14 protein-coding genes are annotated in these 16,718 nt (G+C 58.0%); 9 read left to right on the forward strand and 5 right to left on the reverse strand.

What is annotated here, in order from left to right; all coding sequences use genetic code 11:
- The first annotated feature begins 66 nt into the window (after window positions 1–66).
- Together TR61_RS09445 and TR61_RS09450 are read left to right on the forward strand one after the other, a co-directional pair.
- Window positions 67–2,514 (forward strand): Lon protease family protein, encoded by a 2,448-nt coding sequence (locus tag TR61_RS09445; protein WP_245626858.1) that lies wholly within the window; start codon window positions 67–69, stop codon window positions 2,512–2,514.
- Window positions 2,514–3,185, forward strand: a complete 672-nt coding sequence (locus tag TR61_RS09450; protein ID WP_050929742.1) for a hypothetical protein — start codon at window positions 2,514–2,516, stop codon at window positions 3,183–3,185. Before TR61_RS09445 ends, TR61_RS09450 begins: the two co-directional genes overlap by 1 nt.
- Before the next feature lie 38 nt (window positions 3,186–3,223).
- Here the strand turns inward: TR61_RS09450 and TR61_RS09455 are convergent, their stop codons facing one another.
- Complete coding sequence (locus TR61_RS09455) at window positions 3,224–3,904, reverse strand: phosphoribosyltransferase (RefSeq protein WP_050929743.1); 681 nt, start codon at window positions 3,902–3,904, stop codon at window positions 3,224–3,226.
- A 334-nt stretch (window positions 3,905–4,238) separates the two neighbouring features.
- Window positions 4,239–4,760 (reverse strand): Crp/Fnr family transcriptional regulator, encoded by a 522-nt coding sequence (locus TR61_RS09460; RefSeq protein WP_050929744.1) that lies wholly within the window; start codon window positions 4,758–4,760, stop codon window positions 4,239–4,241.
- A gap of 160 nt (window positions 4,761–4,920) precedes the next feature.
- On the opposite strand from TR61_RS09460, the gene TR61_RS09465 reads away from it, so the two are divergent.
- The 5 genes from TR61_RS09465 to TR61_RS09485 are packed head-to-tail and all read left to right on the forward strand — an operon-like array spanning window position 4,921 to window position 11,434.
- The gene (locus TR61_RS09465) at window positions 4,921–5,433 is read left to right on the forward strand and encodes an NADPH-dependent FMN reductase family protein (RefSeq protein ID WP_172676957.1); all 513 of its coding nucleotides are present in this window, start codon (window positions 4,921–4,923) and stop codon (window positions 5,431–5,433) included.
- Window positions 5,434–5,491: 58 nt separating this feature from the next.
- Window positions 5,492–6,199 carry an ABC transporter ATP-binding protein gene (locus TR61_RS09470; RefSeq protein ID WP_050929785.1) on the forward strand — a complete coding sequence of 236 codons (708 nt, stop codon included), beginning with the start codon at window positions 5,492–5,494 and terminating at the stop codon, window positions 6,197–6,199.
- 5 nt (window positions 6,200–6,204) lie between these two features.
- Window positions 6,205–8,568: an ABC transporter permease gene (locus TR61_RS09475; protein ID WP_050929786.1), complete on the forward strand. Its 2,364-nt coding sequence runs from the start codon at window positions 6,205–6,207 to the stop codon at window positions 8,566–8,568.
- 2 nt (window positions 8,569–8,570) lie between these two features.
- The gene (locus TR61_RS09480) at window positions 8,571–9,782 is read left to right on the forward strand and encodes an efflux RND transporter periplasmic adaptor subunit (RefSeq protein WP_050929746.1); all 1,212 of its coding nucleotides are present in this window, start codon (window positions 8,571–8,573) and stop codon (window positions 9,780–9,782) included.
- A complete protein-coding gene (locus TR61_RS09485) occupies window positions 9,779–11,434 on the forward strand; it encodes a PHA/PHB synthase family protein (protein ID WP_050929747.1) in 1,656 nt (551 codons plus the stop codon). Before TR61_RS09480 ends, TR61_RS09485 begins: the two co-directional genes overlap by 4 nt.
- 18 nt (window positions 11,435–11,452) lie before the next feature.
- On the opposite strand, the gene TR61_RS09490 is transcribed toward TR61_RS09485, so the two are convergent.
- Complete coding sequence (locus TR61_RS09490) at window positions 11,453–12,490, reverse strand: sodium:calcium antiporter (RefSeq protein ID WP_050929748.1); 1,038 nt, start codon at window positions 12,488–12,490, stop codon at window positions 11,453–11,455.
- A 95-nt stretch (window positions 12,491–12,585) separates the two neighbouring features.
- Between TR61_RS09490 and TR61_RS09495 the strand changes: the two genes are divergently transcribed.
- Entirely contained in the window at window positions 12,586–13,725 is a 1,140-nt protein-coding gene (locus TR61_RS09495) for a site-2 protease family protein (protein ID WP_050929749.1), read from the forward strand.
- 18 nt (window positions 13,726–13,743) lie between these two features.
- Here TR61_RS09495 and TR61_RS09500 read toward each other — a convergent pair whose 3' ends face one another.
- Entirely contained in the window at window positions 13,744–14,181 is a 438-nt protein-coding gene (locus TR61_RS09500) for a host attachment protein (RefSeq protein ID WP_050929750.1), read from the reverse strand.
- A gap of 121 nt (window positions 14,182–14,302) precedes the next feature.
- Between TR61_RS09500 and TR61_RS09505 the strand changes: the two genes are divergently transcribed.
- Window positions 14,303–15,853 (forward strand): ATP-binding protein, encoded by a 1,551-nt coding sequence (locus tag TR61_RS09505; RefSeq protein WP_050929751.1) that lies wholly within the window; start codon window positions 14,303–14,305, stop codon window positions 15,851–15,853.
- Here the strand turns inward: TR61_RS09505 and TR61_RS09510 are convergent.
- The gene (locus tag TR61_RS09510) at window positions 15,820–16,593 is read right to left on the reverse strand and encodes a response regulator (RefSeq protein ID WP_050929752.1); all 774 of its coding nucleotides are present in this window, start codon (window positions 16,591–16,593) and stop codon (window positions 15,820–15,822) included. The genes TR61_RS09505 and TR61_RS09510 overlap by 34 nt on opposite strands.
- Window positions 16,594–16,718 lie beyond the last annotated feature (125 nt).

Below are 16,718 nucleotides of genomic sequence, written 5' to 3' on the forward strand. Positions count from 1 at the left end.
TGCATCAAGGCCTGCTGCCGACGGTTGTCCAAGCTATGACCGGAAACATGTGCGAAAGGCTGTATTTTGACAGGGAAGAAGGAAGCGCCCCAGGGACTGCCACCGAAACAGCTTCGGACGGAATGCGACCCGAAAAGCCTTGGGTTCGCGACAACCGCAGAACTGAGGGCCGAACGTGAGTTTGTGGGGCAAGACCGCGCCATCGGTGCGATCGAACTGTCGGCGCATATCTCGCACAAGGATTACAACCTTTATGTTTTGGGGTCGCAGGGCACAGGGCGCCATACGGCAGTAACCAGACTGCTGTCAGAGGCTGCTGCGCATCGCCCGGCGCCCTTTGACTGGGTCTATGTCAACAACTTCGACGCACCTGACAAACCGCAAGCGATGAAGCTTGAACCCGGCACCGCGACGATCCTGAAGTCAGCGATGCAACAGGTGGTCGATGATCTGGCAAACGAGATCCCGGCGCTCTTCGATTCCGAGGAATTTCAGATGCAGCGCCGCGCCATCGAGGAAGAGCTGGGGCAAAAGCGCGAAGAGCCGATTGCGGAATTCGCCGAACGCGCCGAGGCGGCCAATGTCGCGCTGTTGCGCACGCCCATGGGGTTCATGCTGTCCGCGATCGTGGATGGAAAACCGATCAAGCCCGAGATCTATGAAGCGCTGCCGCCCGATCAGCAGGAAGAGATAGACGCAAAGATCGAAGATCTTCAAAACCAGCTGAGCGATATCCTGAGCCAGGCCCCGGAGTTCGAAAAAGAACATCGCCAAAGAATTCAGGCCTTGCTTGCCGGGTTGGCTGAACGCGCGGTGTCAAACCGGATCCGGGGCGTGGCCGATAGGTTCAAGGGCAACGCCGATGTCGCGGCCTATCTTGAGCGTGTCCGCACAGACATGATCACCAATGCCGAGCTGTTCCTGCCCTCTCCGGGCCGCTCGGGCAAGGGTCCGTTCCCGGATGTCATCCGCAAGTTTCATCTGGAACCGCAATTCGATCGTTATGCGGTCAACATCATGGTGTCTCATGACCCGGACGCGCCGCTGGCGCCGGTCGTGAAAGAGGATTTGCCGTCGCTTCCCCATCTGACGGGCCGGATCGAATACATCTCGGAAATGGGGACGCTGTCGACGAATTTCACTTTGATCAAAGCGGGTGCACTTCATCGGGCGAATGGTGGGTATCTGATGCTGGATGCCCACCGTATCCTGGCGGAACCCTTCGCGTGGGATTCCCTGAAGCGATGCCTGCAGAACCGGGCAATTTCGATTACGTCGCTGGCCGAACGCTATAGCCTGTCATCAACCGTCACGCTTGAACCCGATCCCATTCCGCTGGATGTGCGCGTTGTTCTGATCGGGGATCGCCGGTTGCACATGCTGCTGCAGCTGCTGGATCCCGAGTTCAGCCAGTTGTTCAAAGTGCAGGCCGATTTTGACGACGCCCTGCCACGCACCGCCCGGAACATGCGCGCCTTGGCGCGGGTGGTTGCAGCCTATGCGATCAAGGACGGGATCAGGCCGCTGTCGGCCACAGCCGTTGCAGCGCTGCTGGATCATGCCGTCCGGCTGGCGCAAGACGCCAAGAAATTCACGTTGGAACTTGGCGCGCTGGCCGATGTGATGCGCGAGGCTGATTTTTACGCCGGGAAAGAGGGCCGCGACCTGATCTCGGATGCGGATATCGAAACCGCGATTGATCAGGCCCGCCTGCGCGCCGCCCGGATCGAAGAACGCATTCAGGAGGCCGTTGCGCGCGGCACGATCCGCATCAACACGCAAGGCGCGGCCGTGGGTCAGATCAACGGCCTTTCGGTGGTGGGCATCGGCACCACGTCTTTTGGCCGCGCATCACGGATCACGGCACGGGTGCGCATGGGGGCGGGCAAACTGATCGACATTGAACGCGAGGTCGAACTGGGCGGACCGCTGCATTCCAAAGGGGTTCTGATCCTGGCGGGATATCTTGCGGCACGCTATGCGTTGGATGTGCCCATGTCGCTGCATGCCAGCCTGGTTTTTGAACAAAGCTATGGCGGGGTGGATGGCGACAGCGCGTCCTCGACCGAGCTGTTTGCGCTTTTGTCGGCTTTGGCGGACGCGCCGATCCGTCAGGGTCTTGCTGTCACAGGATCTGTCAGCCAGACCGGAGAGGTTCAGGCCATTGGCGGGGTGAATGAAAAGATCGAAGGGTTTTTCGACACCTGCGTGGCGCAAGGTTTGGATGGTAGTCAGGGTGTTCTGATCCCGGCATCAAATGTCGAACACCTCATGCTGAAAAAACAGGTTGTGGATGCCGTCGCGGAAGGACAGTTCCGCGTGATCCCGATCAAGGATATCGACAGCGGTATCGAAATCCTGACAGGCATCCGTGCGGGCCGCCGGGGGCGATCAGGGGCCTTCCCCACTGACAGCATCAACGGGCGTGTCGAAGCGCAGCTACGCCAATTCGCGGAGACCAGACGCAGCTTTGGCGTGCAAAGCATTGCAGCCTCGGCGAAGGACGCAACCTGATGGGGCGCGACCCACAGCGGGGGCTGCGTGTCCTGATCGGGGCCAGTTCCTTTGCCGATTCCGCGGCCGCCTTGCGCATTGTCGCTGCTTTGCCTGCAGTCACACTTGGCGGGGTGTTCGTGGATCAGACACATCTTATTGCAACATGCCGGATTTCCACGCAGCAGGTTGTTCTGCCCAGTGGTGCGAAAATGGGCCCCCCCGATCCCTCGCGGCTCAGAACGATGGCGAATGCGGATGCCCGCGCTTTTCAAACGGCGCTCGAGAATGCGGCAAAACTGGCGCGTGCCGAAAGCGTCTTCGCCCGTCAGGAAGGGGATCTTGTCGCAACTTCGCTCCGGGAAGCCCGTGAATGGGATGTGCTGGCCATCGGCTATGACCCGGTCAATCGGATCGGCGGGAAGGTGGTTCTATTGCAGGACCCTGACCGGATGAGAGAGGATCTTGCGTCGACCGCAACCGCCTTGTGCCATCGGTTCACAGCCGACCGTGTTTCGCTGTCGCTGAATGACGGTCTGAGCGCGTTGACCCGCGTGAATGCGTTGGTCGTCCTGCTTGATGCCAGAGCGGCGTGGATCAAAGCGCAGGGAGGTCTCGAACGCGTGATCGAGGCTTCCCGGTGCCCGGTCATTGTGTTCGGCGCGTCCGAAGGTTTTGAAGAGGTTTCATGAGGTGTTGCAGTTGACCGGGCTTCGCCGGCGAAAACGCATCACACCTTCACGGCGTCGCCATTTGCCATCCGATGCGCATCCAGCAGGGCGATGGTTTCCGCGTCGGTCAGCTGGTGGAAATCCCCGAAATACATGCTGACAGCGCGGAAATACGTCACCGGATGCAAACAGATGATGTCATCGGCATAGCTTTTCAGTTCCTGAAGAATCTCGGTCGGGGCGACCGGCAGGGCAACGACGATATGGCCTGCCCCATTCCTGCGCAGTGCTGTCAGTGCGGCTTTCATAGTGGCGCCCGTTGCAATGCCGTCATCCACGACAACGGCCGTCCGCCCTTTGGGATCCAGCCGAGGCCGATCACCGACATAGGCGGTCTTGCGGCGCTCAAGCTCGGCCACTTGCTTGGCATAGTTTTCCTGCAGGCAGTCCATATCAATTCCTGACATCCTCATGATGTCGCGACTGATCACGAGATCAGCGGTCGCACCTTCCACCACGGCTGCGATTGCCACCTCGGGGCTGGAGGGCGCGCTGATCTTGCGCACCAGGATCACATCCAAAGGAGCCTGCAACGCCCGCGCCACTTCCACCGCAACAGGCACCCCGCCCCGGGGCAACGCGAAAACAAGCGGGCGATCCAGCTCCATTCCGACAAGCCGGTCGGCCAGTTCCTTGCCTGCAGCAGACCGGTCAGCAAATCTGAAAGAGGCCGTCGTCATTATTCCACGCTTCCATGCAAATGGGTTTTGCCTGTTGCGTTCGCAAAGAGAACGGGCTGGCGCATCGATGGGTTTCTCCTGCTGACGGTGTTTCGAACAAGGCTACGACGCCCGCGTTATGTGCAGTTGACATAAGTCAACGGGATTGGGTCGTTATGTTTGAATGGCCAAGCAGGTCATGGCTGGTGGTGTGTCTGCGCCAACGCGTGGCATACAGTTCTCGCGCGTTGGCTTGGATCATTGAAACGACAATGGGGTGTCCGTTCGTTGGGAACGGTCACAGAATGATCATCCTGTTCGTCACTTTGGCGCCGACTTTCCAATGGGTCAGGGTTCAGCACCCCCAGCTTGCTGTGCCGTCAGTGTTAGATGCAGCAGCCCCGACGGCGCGGAACCAGCCCGTCGGGTCAGTCAAGGAAGTCAGTTTTTCTGCCGTACCGGGATCCAAAGGGTTCGGCCCCATATCAGCGCGATCCTGAAGCATGTCTGCCATCCGCTGGCAGTAAGACCGGAAAACAAGGGCGCGGAAGTCCTTTGACGCTTGCATCACGTCGCGGATTTCGGGCCGCGGGATGATAACCGTCTCGATATCGGTTTCGGCAACAGCGTCAGCGTTTTGCCCGATCGGGGGAAACAGCGTTCCCCGCGTCACATCACCATGATTGCCAGCACTTATGCGGTAGAGCACCTGCGCGTCGCCATCCAGTGCGCTGGTTTGGACACGGACTGTTCCGGAGACCAAAAGCACAAGTGCAGTTTCAGGCCAGCCCGGCTTCCGTATCACGCTACCCTCCGGAAATGGTATATTCCAGCTGCGCTGCTCTAAGGCAGAAAAAATCGACCGCAGTTGATCCATGGATTCGCTGTGCCCCTTTTCGTGGAAAACCTCTGCCCATAGCGGGAGAAGTCCTGTTTTCCTTGATCTTGCCCCTCCGCCAGAGCATCGGTTTGATATTTATCAAAGGCCTCGCTTCACGCTGGTGCAGACTGTTTGGCGGTAGTGGGCGGATTGCTTCATGAACATGGTTAAATCGGACACATGCATTGTTTACTATTCCCGTTCAGGGCATTCACATCGTCTGGCCAAAAATCTCGCCAAGCGGCTGCATGGACACTTGGTCGAGATTCAGGCCCCCGCCTATCAGCGCGGGATCGTCTCGTATGTCAGGGCAGCAATGGATAGTCTGCGCCAGCGCGACATGGCCAGCCGGCAAGGCTTGCCATCTGTCTCGGGGTGTAATCGGGTCGTACTGTGCGGCCCGGTCTGGACGTCCTATCCGGCTGTTCCACTGCGGACGTTCCTGCGCACGAAATTCAAGGCCCCGTCGACTGTCGGTTTGTTCCTGACATCCGGGGCGCACTCTCCGCCGCAAAAGGCATTTCAGGCGGCCGAATCTGACTTGGGTCGTCCGATTTCAGCAAAGGCGTGTTTGCCGAATGGGGTTGAGGGAACTGCCGAAGAGAGCAGCATGGTCGATGCTTTTCTGTCCGATCTGGAGGGCGCGGTGCGCCTGACCTCAGTAAATTGATGTCGGTCAAGAACAACGGCTGAAAAACCTGCAAAATCTTCTTCAGCAGGAGTTGGCCGTGGCTGAGATCATTTTCAGAACCCAAGGCGTTACAAAGGTCTATGATACGGGCCAGGTCAAAGTGCACGCTTTGGCCGGTGTCGATCTGAAGCTTTTCGAAGCCGAACTGACCGTTCTTCTGGGCCCATCGGGCAGCGGTAAATCCACTTTGCTGAACATTCTTGGTGGTCTGGATCATGTGACCGACGGGCGGGTGTGGTTCAAAGACACGGAATTGACAAACATGTCGGATCGGGGGCTGACCCGGTATCGCCGCGATCACGTCGGTTTTGTCTTTCAGTTCTACAATCTGGTACCCAGCCTGACCGCCCGAGAGAATGTGCAGCTGGTCACAGATGTGGCCCCCGATCCCATGCCCGCGGAAGAGGCATTGGAGCTGGTGGGTCTTGGCTCCAGGATGAACCATTTCCCCTCAGAAATGTCGGGCGGCGAACAGCAACGGGTTGCCATTGCGCGAGCGATCGCCAAGCGTCCGCAGATCCTGTTGTGTGACGAACCAACCGGCGCGTTGGACAGTACAACCGGCGTTCAGGTTCTTGAGGTGCTGAACGATATCAACGAACGCATCGGCACCACCACTGTTGTCATCACCCATAACGCCGAAATTCAGCGGATGGCGCATCGGGTGATATTCTTTCAGGACGGAAAGATCAGCGAAGTGCGGGTGAATGAACACCGCATCGCCCCGTCAGAAATCGTCTGGTGATCAGCATGCAGGCGATCGACAAAAAACTGTTGAAGGATTTCCAGCGGCTTTGGATGCAGGCCATTGCGATTGCCCTGGTTCTGGCATGCGGCGTTGCAATCCTGTTGACATCGGTGGGCATGTATAAAGCCATGTCCGAAACCCGCACGGCCTATTATGAACGAAACCGCTTTGCAGATGTCTTTGCCGAAGCCAAGCGCGCGCCAGACTCGCTGATGGCCGAGATCGCGCTGATCGACGGCGTGATCAGCGCCGAGGCTCAGATATCGGGATACGCAACCCTTGATCTGCCGGGGCTGACGCGGACGGCGGTTGGCCGCATCCTGTCATTACCTGAAACGATGCCGCCTGCGCTGAACGTCCCCCTGCTGGTATCCGGCCGCTTTCCGGATCCTGTCCATACCGATGAGGTCGTCGTGAACGCGCCTTTTGCCGAATCCAATGGGTTCAAGCAGGGCGACAGGTTCAGCGCCAATCTTCGCGGGCAGCGGCGTGAGCTGATCATCGTGGGAACTGTTCTGTCGCCCGAGTTCGTCTATACCATCGGACCCGGCGCCCTTTTGCCCGATAACGAGGCTTTCGGGATCATCTGGATGTCAGAAAGGGCCGCCGCCGCTGCTTTCGATATGACTGGCGCGTTCAACTATGTGTCCATGGCTTTGGCGTCCGGCGTGCAAAGTCAGCCTGTGATCGACGAAGTGGATCGGTTGCTGGAACCCTATGGTGGTTTGGGTGCTTACGACCGATCCGATCATATCTCGAACGCGTTCCTTGATTCCGAACTGACAGAGCTCCGCGGCATGGCCATGATCCTGCCGCCGATCTTTTTCGGGATTGCCGGCTTTCTTGTCAGTATGGTGATGGGGCGCATCATCACGCTCGAGCGCAGCCAGATCGGGCTTTTGAAAGCTATCGGCTATTCCGATATCGAGATTTGCATTCATTATTTGATGCTTGCGGGTCTTATCGCGGTTTTCGGCGTTTTGCTGGGCTGGACCGCCGGTACGATACTGGCGCGCGCCATGGCAGGGCTTTACGCCCAATTCTTCAATTTTCCCTATGTGATTTTCCGCGTGTCCTATTGGGTCTACGCCGCCACAGGGCTGGTTGGAATTGCAACAACCAGCATTGGCGCCATGCAGGCTGCTTTGAAGGCGGCCAGACTTGCTCCCGCGGTTGCCATGCAGCCCCCTGCCCCGCCGCGGTTCAAACATTCCAGAGTCGACAAAGCAATCATGCATCTGCGTCTGTCGCAATCCACCGTGATGATCCTGCGATCCTTGTTGCGCTGGCCTGTGCGCAGTTTTCTGACCTCTCTCGGGCTTGCGCTGGCGGTTGCGTCGGTCTGTGCAGCGACATTTATCAACGATGCGCTTGATGAAATCATTGATCACGCCTTCCATCAGACCAATCGCCAGGATGCGATGCTGCTGTTTGCCGACGAAGTACCCGAAGCCGCGCTGGAGGATGCGCGCAACCTGCCCGGCGTTCTTCTGGCGGAAAGCCAGCAATACCAGCCTGCGGTTCTGCGGCGCGGTCACCTGACCAAACGTGTGGCGGTGGAAGCGCGCCGCCCCGGCAGCGATCTGAGCCGCGTTCTGGACAAGGACGGGGAAGTTCTCGACTTCAGCCCCGGCGGGATTGTCCTGTCCCTTAGATTGGCGGACCATCTTGAAGTGGGGTTGGGAGACACAATCGAAGTCGAATTTCTGACCGGACGGCGTGAAACCGTCGAAGTGGTCGTTTCGCAGGTGGTCGAGCTTTACTTTGGCCTCGGCGCCTACATGGATTTCGAATATCTCAACGCACTTTTCCGGCAAGCGCCCCGCGTATCGACAGTGAACATTACCCTCGATGAAACGCAGTTGGATGCGCTGCATCGGGCGGTCAAGGATACGCCCGAGATCTCGGGTATCATCGAGATGAACGTGAACCGACGGGCTTTTCAGGAGACGATTGAACGGAACATGTTGGTGATGAACGCGATCTATATCGGTATTGCCATCCTGATTACCATCGGTGTGACCTATAACGCCGCCCGCATCCAGTTGTCGGAACGCGCCCGCGAAATGGCCAGCCTGCGCATCCTTGGCTTTGGGCGAGGCGAAGTATCGTACATCCTGATCGGAGAGATGATGTTGATCGCCGTGATCGCGCAACCGTTTGGCTGGCTGATCGGCGCGGGAATTGCCCGTCTGATGACCAATGCTTTCACCTCGGATCTTTTTGCCATTCCACTTGTCCTGAAACCTTCAACCTTCTCGACAGCCAGCCTTGTGGTTCTTGGGGCAGCCCTGGCGTCGGTATTAATCGTAAGGCGGCGGCTGGATCGGCTGGATCTTGTCGCCGTTATGAAAACAAGGGAGTGAGTATGGCCTTTTCAACCCGAACTCTCACGCTGACCGGCTTGGGCGTCGCGCTTGTCGCCGGGCTTGCCTATGTCAGTTTCCGGACCGACCCCGTGCCCGTGGATCTGGCAACCGTAACACGCGGACCGCTTGAGGTAACAATCAATGCGGACGGGCAGACCAAGGTGCGGGATCTGTTCGAGGTGGCGGCGCCAATCTCGGGAACGGCGATGCGGTCGCCGGTTGAAGAAGGGGATATCGTGCGCGCGGGTGAGACGGTTGTGGCCAGCGTGCGCCCCTTGTCGTCAAGCCTGCTGGACGCGCGGACACAGCTGCAGGCCGAAGCCGCCTTGCAGGAAGCGCTGGCGGCACGCCATGTCGCGGAAGCCGATCTGAAACAGGCCCGCGAAACGCAGATCTTTGCGCAATCGCAATACGACCGCACCAAGGTTCTGACGGATCGCGGCGTCGCGACATTCACCCGTCTCGAAGATGACAGCCAGCGTCTTGCCGTTGCAAATGCTACGGTTGAAGCAGCACAGGCACGGATCGAAATGGCCGATGGCGCGATCGAGCGTGCGCGCGCGACCTTGCTGGGCCCCACAGACACAAATCAGACATCGGGCAGTTGCTGCGTTGATGTGTTGGCGCCGGCTGACGGGGTTGTCCTGTCTGTCGCCGCAGAAAGCGAACGGCCAGTTGTGATCGGGGAACCCTTGGTCAGTATCGGTGATCCGGACCAGCTGGAACTGGTGGCCGATATCCTGTCGAATGACGCGGTTCGGCTCAGCCCGGGGGCGCTGGCTTATGTTGAGCGCTGGGGGGGCGAGGCGGTGCTTGAAGCAAGGTTGGACCGGATTGATCCCAAAGCGTACACCAAGGTCTCGGCTTTGGGGATCGAGGAACAGCGCGTGGATGCCTATTTCACACTGACCAGCGCATCAGAAAGCCGCGCCACTCTGGGTGACGGGTTTTCTGTGTTTTTGCGCATTGTCGAATGGCATGTGGAGGACGCGCTTCAAATTCCGCTTAGCGCGGTTTTCCGGTCTGGTGAGGGCTGGGCCGTCTTTGTCGCCCACAATAATCGGGCCGAGATGCGACTGATCACCCTGGGTCACCGCAATGATACCGTGGCCGAAGTGCTGGATGGTTTGGAACTGGATGAAGAGGTGATCATGCACCCAAGCGATGAAATCCGGTCCGGGTCGCTTCTGGTCGAAAGGTCAAACCTGTGAGCAAGGACAAGAAGACGCCACCTCACGGCCTGGATACGCCCTGGCACGCAGCCATCGGGCAACTGACAGGAGGGATTTCGCCCACGTCTGTTGCGACCGCCTATCTGGATTGGTGGCTGCATCTGTTCGGATCACCTGAAAAGCAGCTGCAGCTTGCGCAAACCGCAATGCGCGAAGGTCTCAGTCCGACGGATCGGCAAGATCCGCGTTTTGCCGATCCGGCGTGGTCGGTCTTTCCCTACAACGTTTTTGCGCAATCCTTCCTCTCTGCCGAAAACTGGTGGGACGAAGCGACCAGAGGTTTGCCCGGTGTTGATCCCAAACATGAACGGATTGTGAATTTCGCCGCACGCCAATGGCTGGATCTGATGTCGCCGGCCAACTACGCCTTGACGAACCCCATTGTTCAGGAGCGCACCCGCGAGGAAGGCGGACGCAACCTTGCGCGCGGGGCGCGGTACTGGGTTGAAGACTTCAACCGCCTGATCAGCAAATCGCCACGCCAATCCGAGAAGTATAAAGTCGGCCGCGATCTCGCCCTGACTCCCGGTGACGTGGTCATGCGCAATGATCTGGTCGAGCTGATCCGATACCGACCGACCACCGAAAAGCTGCATCCTGAACCCATTCTGATCGTGCCGGCCTGGATCATGAAATTCTATATCCTTGATCTGACGGCGGAACGGTCGTTGGTCGCCTATCTGCGCGATCAGGGGTTCGAGGTGTTCATTCTTTCATGGAAAAACCCCGGCGAAGACGACGCTGATCTAAGCATGCAGGATTACATTGATCTGGGCGTGCGGGCGGCCATCACCCAGATCCTGTCGATGGGGCACAAACGGCTTCATGCGGCCGGGTATTGTCTGGGCGGTACGCTTCTTGCAATCACTGCAGCGGCGCTGGCACGTGACAAGGATGACTGCCTTGCCAGCATCAGCCTTCTGGCCGCGCAGACCGATTTTTCCGAACCGGGTGAGTTGGGGCTGTTCATCAACGAAAGCGAGGTTGCCTTTCTTGAAGATATCATGGCCACGAATGGATATCTGACAGCTGATCAGATGGCGGGGGCCTTTCAGCTTTTGCGTTCCAATGATCTGATCTGGAGCAGGGTCATCCGCCACTACCTTCTTGGCGAAAGAACACCGGACAATCCGCTTCTGGCCTGGAATTCCGATACCACCCGCATGCCCGCGCGGATGCACAGCGAATACCTGCGAAGCCTGTTCCTGCGAAACGATCTGGCCAAAGGACGATTCAAGGTCGACGGCGCGGCGGTGGCGCTGAGTGATATTCGCAAGGATGTGTATTGCGTGGCGACCGAAACGGACCATGTTTCGCCCTGGACGTCAGTTTATCGGCTGCTTTTGCTGACCGATACGGATGTCACCTTTGTGCTGACAAATGGCGGGCACAACAGCGGCATCCTGTCCCAGCCAGGCCATGACGGTCGCCATTTCAGGTTCGGGCACAAGGCGGAAGGGGATACGTATGTAACCGACGACAACTGGTTGGCCCATCACAAGCCCCGGAACGGATCATGGTGGCCGAACTGGGTTCGATGGTTGAAGAAAAGAAGCGGGCGCAGCATCAAACTGCGGGCAGGCTCAGTCCCATCGCTTGCACCGGCGCCCGGGCTCTATGTCCATGGATAAGGCCCGATTGGGACCAGCTTATCGCACCAGGTAATAGGCAAAGAGGCTGGACAGGAAGATCGCCATCACAAGAAGTGAATCAAGCCCGAACGCTCCGATCCTGGGTTTGCGTCGAACGATCAGACCAACAAGGTAAACGGCTGTCACGGCAATGCCGAAAGCCAGCGACAAGCTGACGGTTTGCGAAGTTTCCTGCAGAATGGGGCCTGCGCGAAACAGGATGTCTGCGGGAAAAACCAGCACAAGCATGATCAGATTGCTGCCGAAGATGTTCGAAATGGCCATGGTATAGGCCCCGATGCGCACGGCGGCGATGCTTGTCGTCAGTTCCGGCAAAGACGTGGCACCGGCCAGCAAGGTGACGCCGATGAACCCGGTGCCCAGCCCGGATTGTTCGGCGATCCGTTCGGCAAAGAGCACCAGAAACAGGCCGAAAACAAGGATCGCTGTGCTGGCGATCAGCGCCTGAATGATCATGAAACGATTGGATGTTTCACCCAGCCCGGTCGGCGCCGGAAAGGCCAGCGGATCGGGATCAGGCAGATCGACCGGCACCCAGTCGCTGCTGTCATCATACTTCCGCAGCAGCCAGATCGCCCCGCCGTAAAACACCGCAATGCACAGGCTGCCCAGCCCTACGCCTGCAAACACGAAGGTTTCGCCAAGGTTCGTGATGATCAGCGCAAGCGCCAAGAGCAGGATAAGCAGGGTCGCCTCAAGCGCGTGATTTGCCTTGCGGGGGTAATTCGTGATCGGCCCGCGCGCCCAAAAATCCGACATGGCAAGGATGGCTGTCTGCAAGGCAATACCGCCAAACAGATTGTTCAAAACCAGATCACGCGCTTGCGCCACGGCTGCGGACAGCGTTGTCGCCACCTCGGGCAAGGAGGTGGCGAGCGACAGCAGTAACAAGCCCACAAGCGATTTGGCCAGCTTGAACCGATCCGCCAAAGCATCGGCCACATAAGCGAGGCGCGCCCCGGCGATCCAGACGGCAGTGGCACATAAGGCAAACAGAATTGCGCTTTGCAAAAGCGTGGTTGGAGGGACTTGCATGCAGAAGAGATAACGCGCGCAACCTTGGAGATATTGATATCGCTCAATTTGAACCGTGCTCAGCCTTGCTAGGCTGCCGGTAAGAAGAGGCGGCTATGTTTGGAAATTCGGTCAAACTTTTCACGCTCAATGGCTTCGACATCAAGGTCGACCCAAGCTGGTTACTTATTGCTGCGCTGGTGACGTGGAGCCTGTCGCAACACTATTTCCCCGAAGCCATGCCAGGGATGAGCCGGGCGGTTTATCTTGTGACGGCAGTCTTTGCGATGCTGGGTTTGTTTGCCTCGCTTCTGATGCACGAACTGGCGCATTCGGTCGTTGCCCGCCAGTTGGGCGTTCCGATCAAAAGCATCACGCTTTTTCTGTTCGGCGGCGTGGCCGAGCTTGAGGGCGAACCCGGTTCCGCCCGGACGGAATTCTGGATCGCGGTTGCCGGTCCGGCCATGTCTATCGCGCTTTCTGCAGGGTTTTGGGTGGTCGGGTCCATAGCCTCTTGGGCATCAGCGGCCGCCGAGCTGGTCGCAATCCTGTCCTACCTGGCGATGATCAACCTTGTTCTGGCGCTGTTCAACCTGCTGCCCGCCTTTCCACTGGATGGAGGACGGGTCTTGCGGGCCGTTTTGTGGGCCCAAAGCGGTGACGTTGTTGCGGCAACGCGCAAAGCTGCGCGTTCAGGCGTTGTTCTGGCCTATGTGCTGATGGCGTTGGGTGTGATGTCAATGTTCCAGGGCTTTGTCGCCTCGGGGCTTTGGCAAATCATGATCGGAGGTTTCGTTCTGCTGGCTGCGCGGGCAAGTTACATCCAGCAACTGGCCAAGGTTGCCTTCGTGCACCGGACTGTCGGGATGCTGATGACGCGCGATCCCGTTACGGTCAGTCCAGACATCACCGTGTCGGACTTCGTGAACGACGTGGTTCTGAACAAGCGCCTGACCTTTGCGCCGGTGGTCGAGGATGGGGTGCTTTTGGGATATGTCGATCTTTCCCTTGTCACCGGGATCGACCGCGAGAACTGGTCCAGTACCCGCGTGGGCGATGTGTTCGTGGGCATGAATGCAGATATCATGGTGCCCCCAGACACACCGGTACAGGACGTTTTCGCCACCATATCCGAAACCGGGCGGCGCAAGTTTCTGGTGGTGTCAGATCACCAGCTACTTGGTGTCATCACCCTGTCTGACCTGACAGATTTCCTGCAAAGGGCTGATCCAATGGCCCAGCCACTTGCGCGGTAAACCGCAGCCTCTTGTGCATTAAATCGCGATCACATCATCCAGATGCAGTTCGACGGATTCGGTCGTGTGATGGGACAGGTCTTTGGCAACTTCACTTATCACCGCAGCGCGCAAGCCATCGCCCATCTGTGCCCGAAGCAGGCCCAGCATATGCGGACCGGCCACAAGGATCAGCCTGTCGAACCGACTTGCGGATTGCGCTTTGGTGATGCCTGAGATCACGGTTTCTGCGAAACGGGCATCATCGACATCCTGCAGATTGGTCTGTTCGACAGCAGCCCGGCCGGGGCCGCCAATGCTGTGGCCGATGCCTGCCTCATCATCCGGCAGGCGCGGTTCTGGTGCGCTCCAGTTTTGGTCGCTGACAATTGTAAGATGTTTGCCGGGACCATGATGCGCAAAAACTTTGGCGGAACGGGCATTGGCCACTAAGATCCAGGTCACAACTGGTTTCATATCACTCTCCGTCTGTGAACCGTCATTGTCTCAGATCATGGCGACGTGTCGTTGAGCGAAATCAATTGAGGCTTGCCCTTTTTGCCCACCGTTTGGCAGGTTGATCCCAGAGGTACGAGTTATGGCAGACACATCCCAGGACAGCGCGGTTTTGCAGGCCACTATGGATGCTGCTGTGGATGCCATTGTCGTGTCTGATCACGCCGGGACAATCATTCAGGTGAATCAGTACGCTGCTGATCTGTTCCAGTATTCTGTGACCGAGCTGATTGGCCAAAGCGTCAACATCCTCATGCCGCGCGCGCTGGCTGGGCTGCACGATGGTTTTATGTCCAGTTTTCTTGAAACCGGCGAAAAGCGCATCATCGACACAGGCCGCGATGTGGAAGGATTGCGCAAGGACGGCAGCGTTTTCCCATTGCATCTGTCGGTAGGTCACACGACGCAGAATGGCCACCAGATCTTTGTTGCGATCATGCATGATTTGTCGCGCCGCAAAGCGACCGAGGCTGCGCTTGAACGATCACAAAGGCTCGACGCTATTGGCAAGATGACGGGCGGCATCGCGCATGACTTCAACAATCTGCTGACCATCATCGTCGGCAATCTGGAATTGCTTGAAATGCGCGGCGCGTCTGAACGTCAGCTGCCACTGATCAAAGATGCGCTGGAGGCGGCTGGCATTGGTTCGGATCTGACCAGCCGTCTGATGGTCTTCGCCCGACGAGGGGACCTGAACCCCGTACAGTCGGATCTGCGAGAGTTGTGCACTGACACGATCACCCTGCTCAAACGCACTCTTGGCGCAAGCTACCATGTGAAGACGAAGTTTGCTGATGACGTGGCTCCGGTGATGATTGATCCGGTACAGTTGCAATCGGCGCTGATGAATCTGGCCCTGAACGCGCGCGATGCAATGCCCACAGGGGGCGATCTGCTGATCTCGATCGATAACGTCAAGATCGACGACAGCTATATCGCCCAGGAAACCGATATGGAGCCTGGCGAATATGTGCGTCTATCCATCAGTGATAATGGAGAAGGCATGAGCCCCGAGGCACAGCAGCGCGCGTTCGAACCCTTTTTCACCACCAAAACCGACAAGGGCGGAACAGGGCTTGGTCTGGCGATGGTCTATGGCTTCGTTCGGCAATCGGGCGGACACATTACCCTTTACAGCGAGTTGGGCCATGGGACGAGTTTTGGCCTGTATTTCCCGATGGCTTTGGACGTCGACCAACCCCGGCCTGCCCCAACAACAAGTGATACCTTACCAGTCACCCTGCGCGGTCCGGGCGAGCGTGTCCTGATCGTTGAAGACAATGCCAAGGTGCGGCGGCTTGCGGTTGAGCGCATCCAAAGCCTGGGCTTTGAAACGTTGGCGGCGGAGAATGGCGAGTTGGCTTACCAAATGCTGAAAGACGGGGCGCAGGTGGATCTGGTCTTTACCGATCTGGTGATGCCCGGAGCGCTGAACGGGTACGATCTGGCCGAAAAGATCAATGCGGAATTCCCCGGTATCCGGGTTCTTCTAACCTCGGGATATGCCAGTGATGTGGTTACCGGATCAATGGCGACAGGCCAGAGTTATGACATTCTGCACAAACCCTATCGTCTGGCGGACCTTGCCAAGCGGCTTCACACGTTGTTGGCGGACGTGGTCGAAGAGTGACGCCGTACGACATCGCAAGCAAGCGTGTAGCCAACACCGCGAACGGTCTTGATCAGTCTTGGATTTGACGGATCACGTTCGATCTTTTTGCGCAAGCGTGCCACCTGGTTGTCGATGGTGCGGTCCAGCGGGCTCCATTCCACGCCGCCGGTCAGATCCATCAACTGATCGCGCGACAAGACGCGCTTGGGGCGGTCCAGAAACACCATAAGAAGTCTGAAATCCCCACTGGTCAGGCCGCAGTCTTCCCGATTCCTGTTGATCAGCTCCATGTGGTCCGGGATCGCTGTCATACCGTCGAACTCGAAAACCTGGTTTTCCGCAGGTACCGATATCGGCTCTGCGGTTGCCGGGTTGGCCTTTTGGTCCTCACTTGCCGATCTTCGCAGCACGCTGCGCACGCGGGCGACGAGTTCACGGACATGGAAGGGCTTGGCGATATAATCATCCGCGCCCACTTCCAGACCGACGACGCGGTCGATCACGTCATCCTTCCCGCTAACCATGATAATCGGCACTTGCGAGTTGCGCCGGATCTCGCGGGCGAGATCCACGCCGTTATCCTTGCCCAGATGAATATCAAGCGTGATCAGGTCGATCCTGCTGTCTGACAGCGACTGAAACACGTCTTGCGCTGTTTCGGCCTCTCTGATGGCAAAGCCCTCGTCTTCCAGAACATTGCGGATCAGGGTTCTGATTTTCAGATCGTCATCTACAACAAGAACGGTCTGATTTGCCATCTCGCCCCCACTAGCAACGCAAGAACACGCAGTCTTGCGGCTCCCAAAACAATCGAGCCGACGTATTCCAATACAAAATGATACAAACGCTTACCATACATCTCCAAGTATAAATACATGCATCC

The organism is Aestuariivita boseongensis (genome assembly GCF_001262635.1).
Lineage (GTDB): Bacteria > Pseudomonadota > Alphaproteobacteria > Rhodobacterales > Rhodobacteraceae > Aestuariivita > Aestuariivita boseongensis.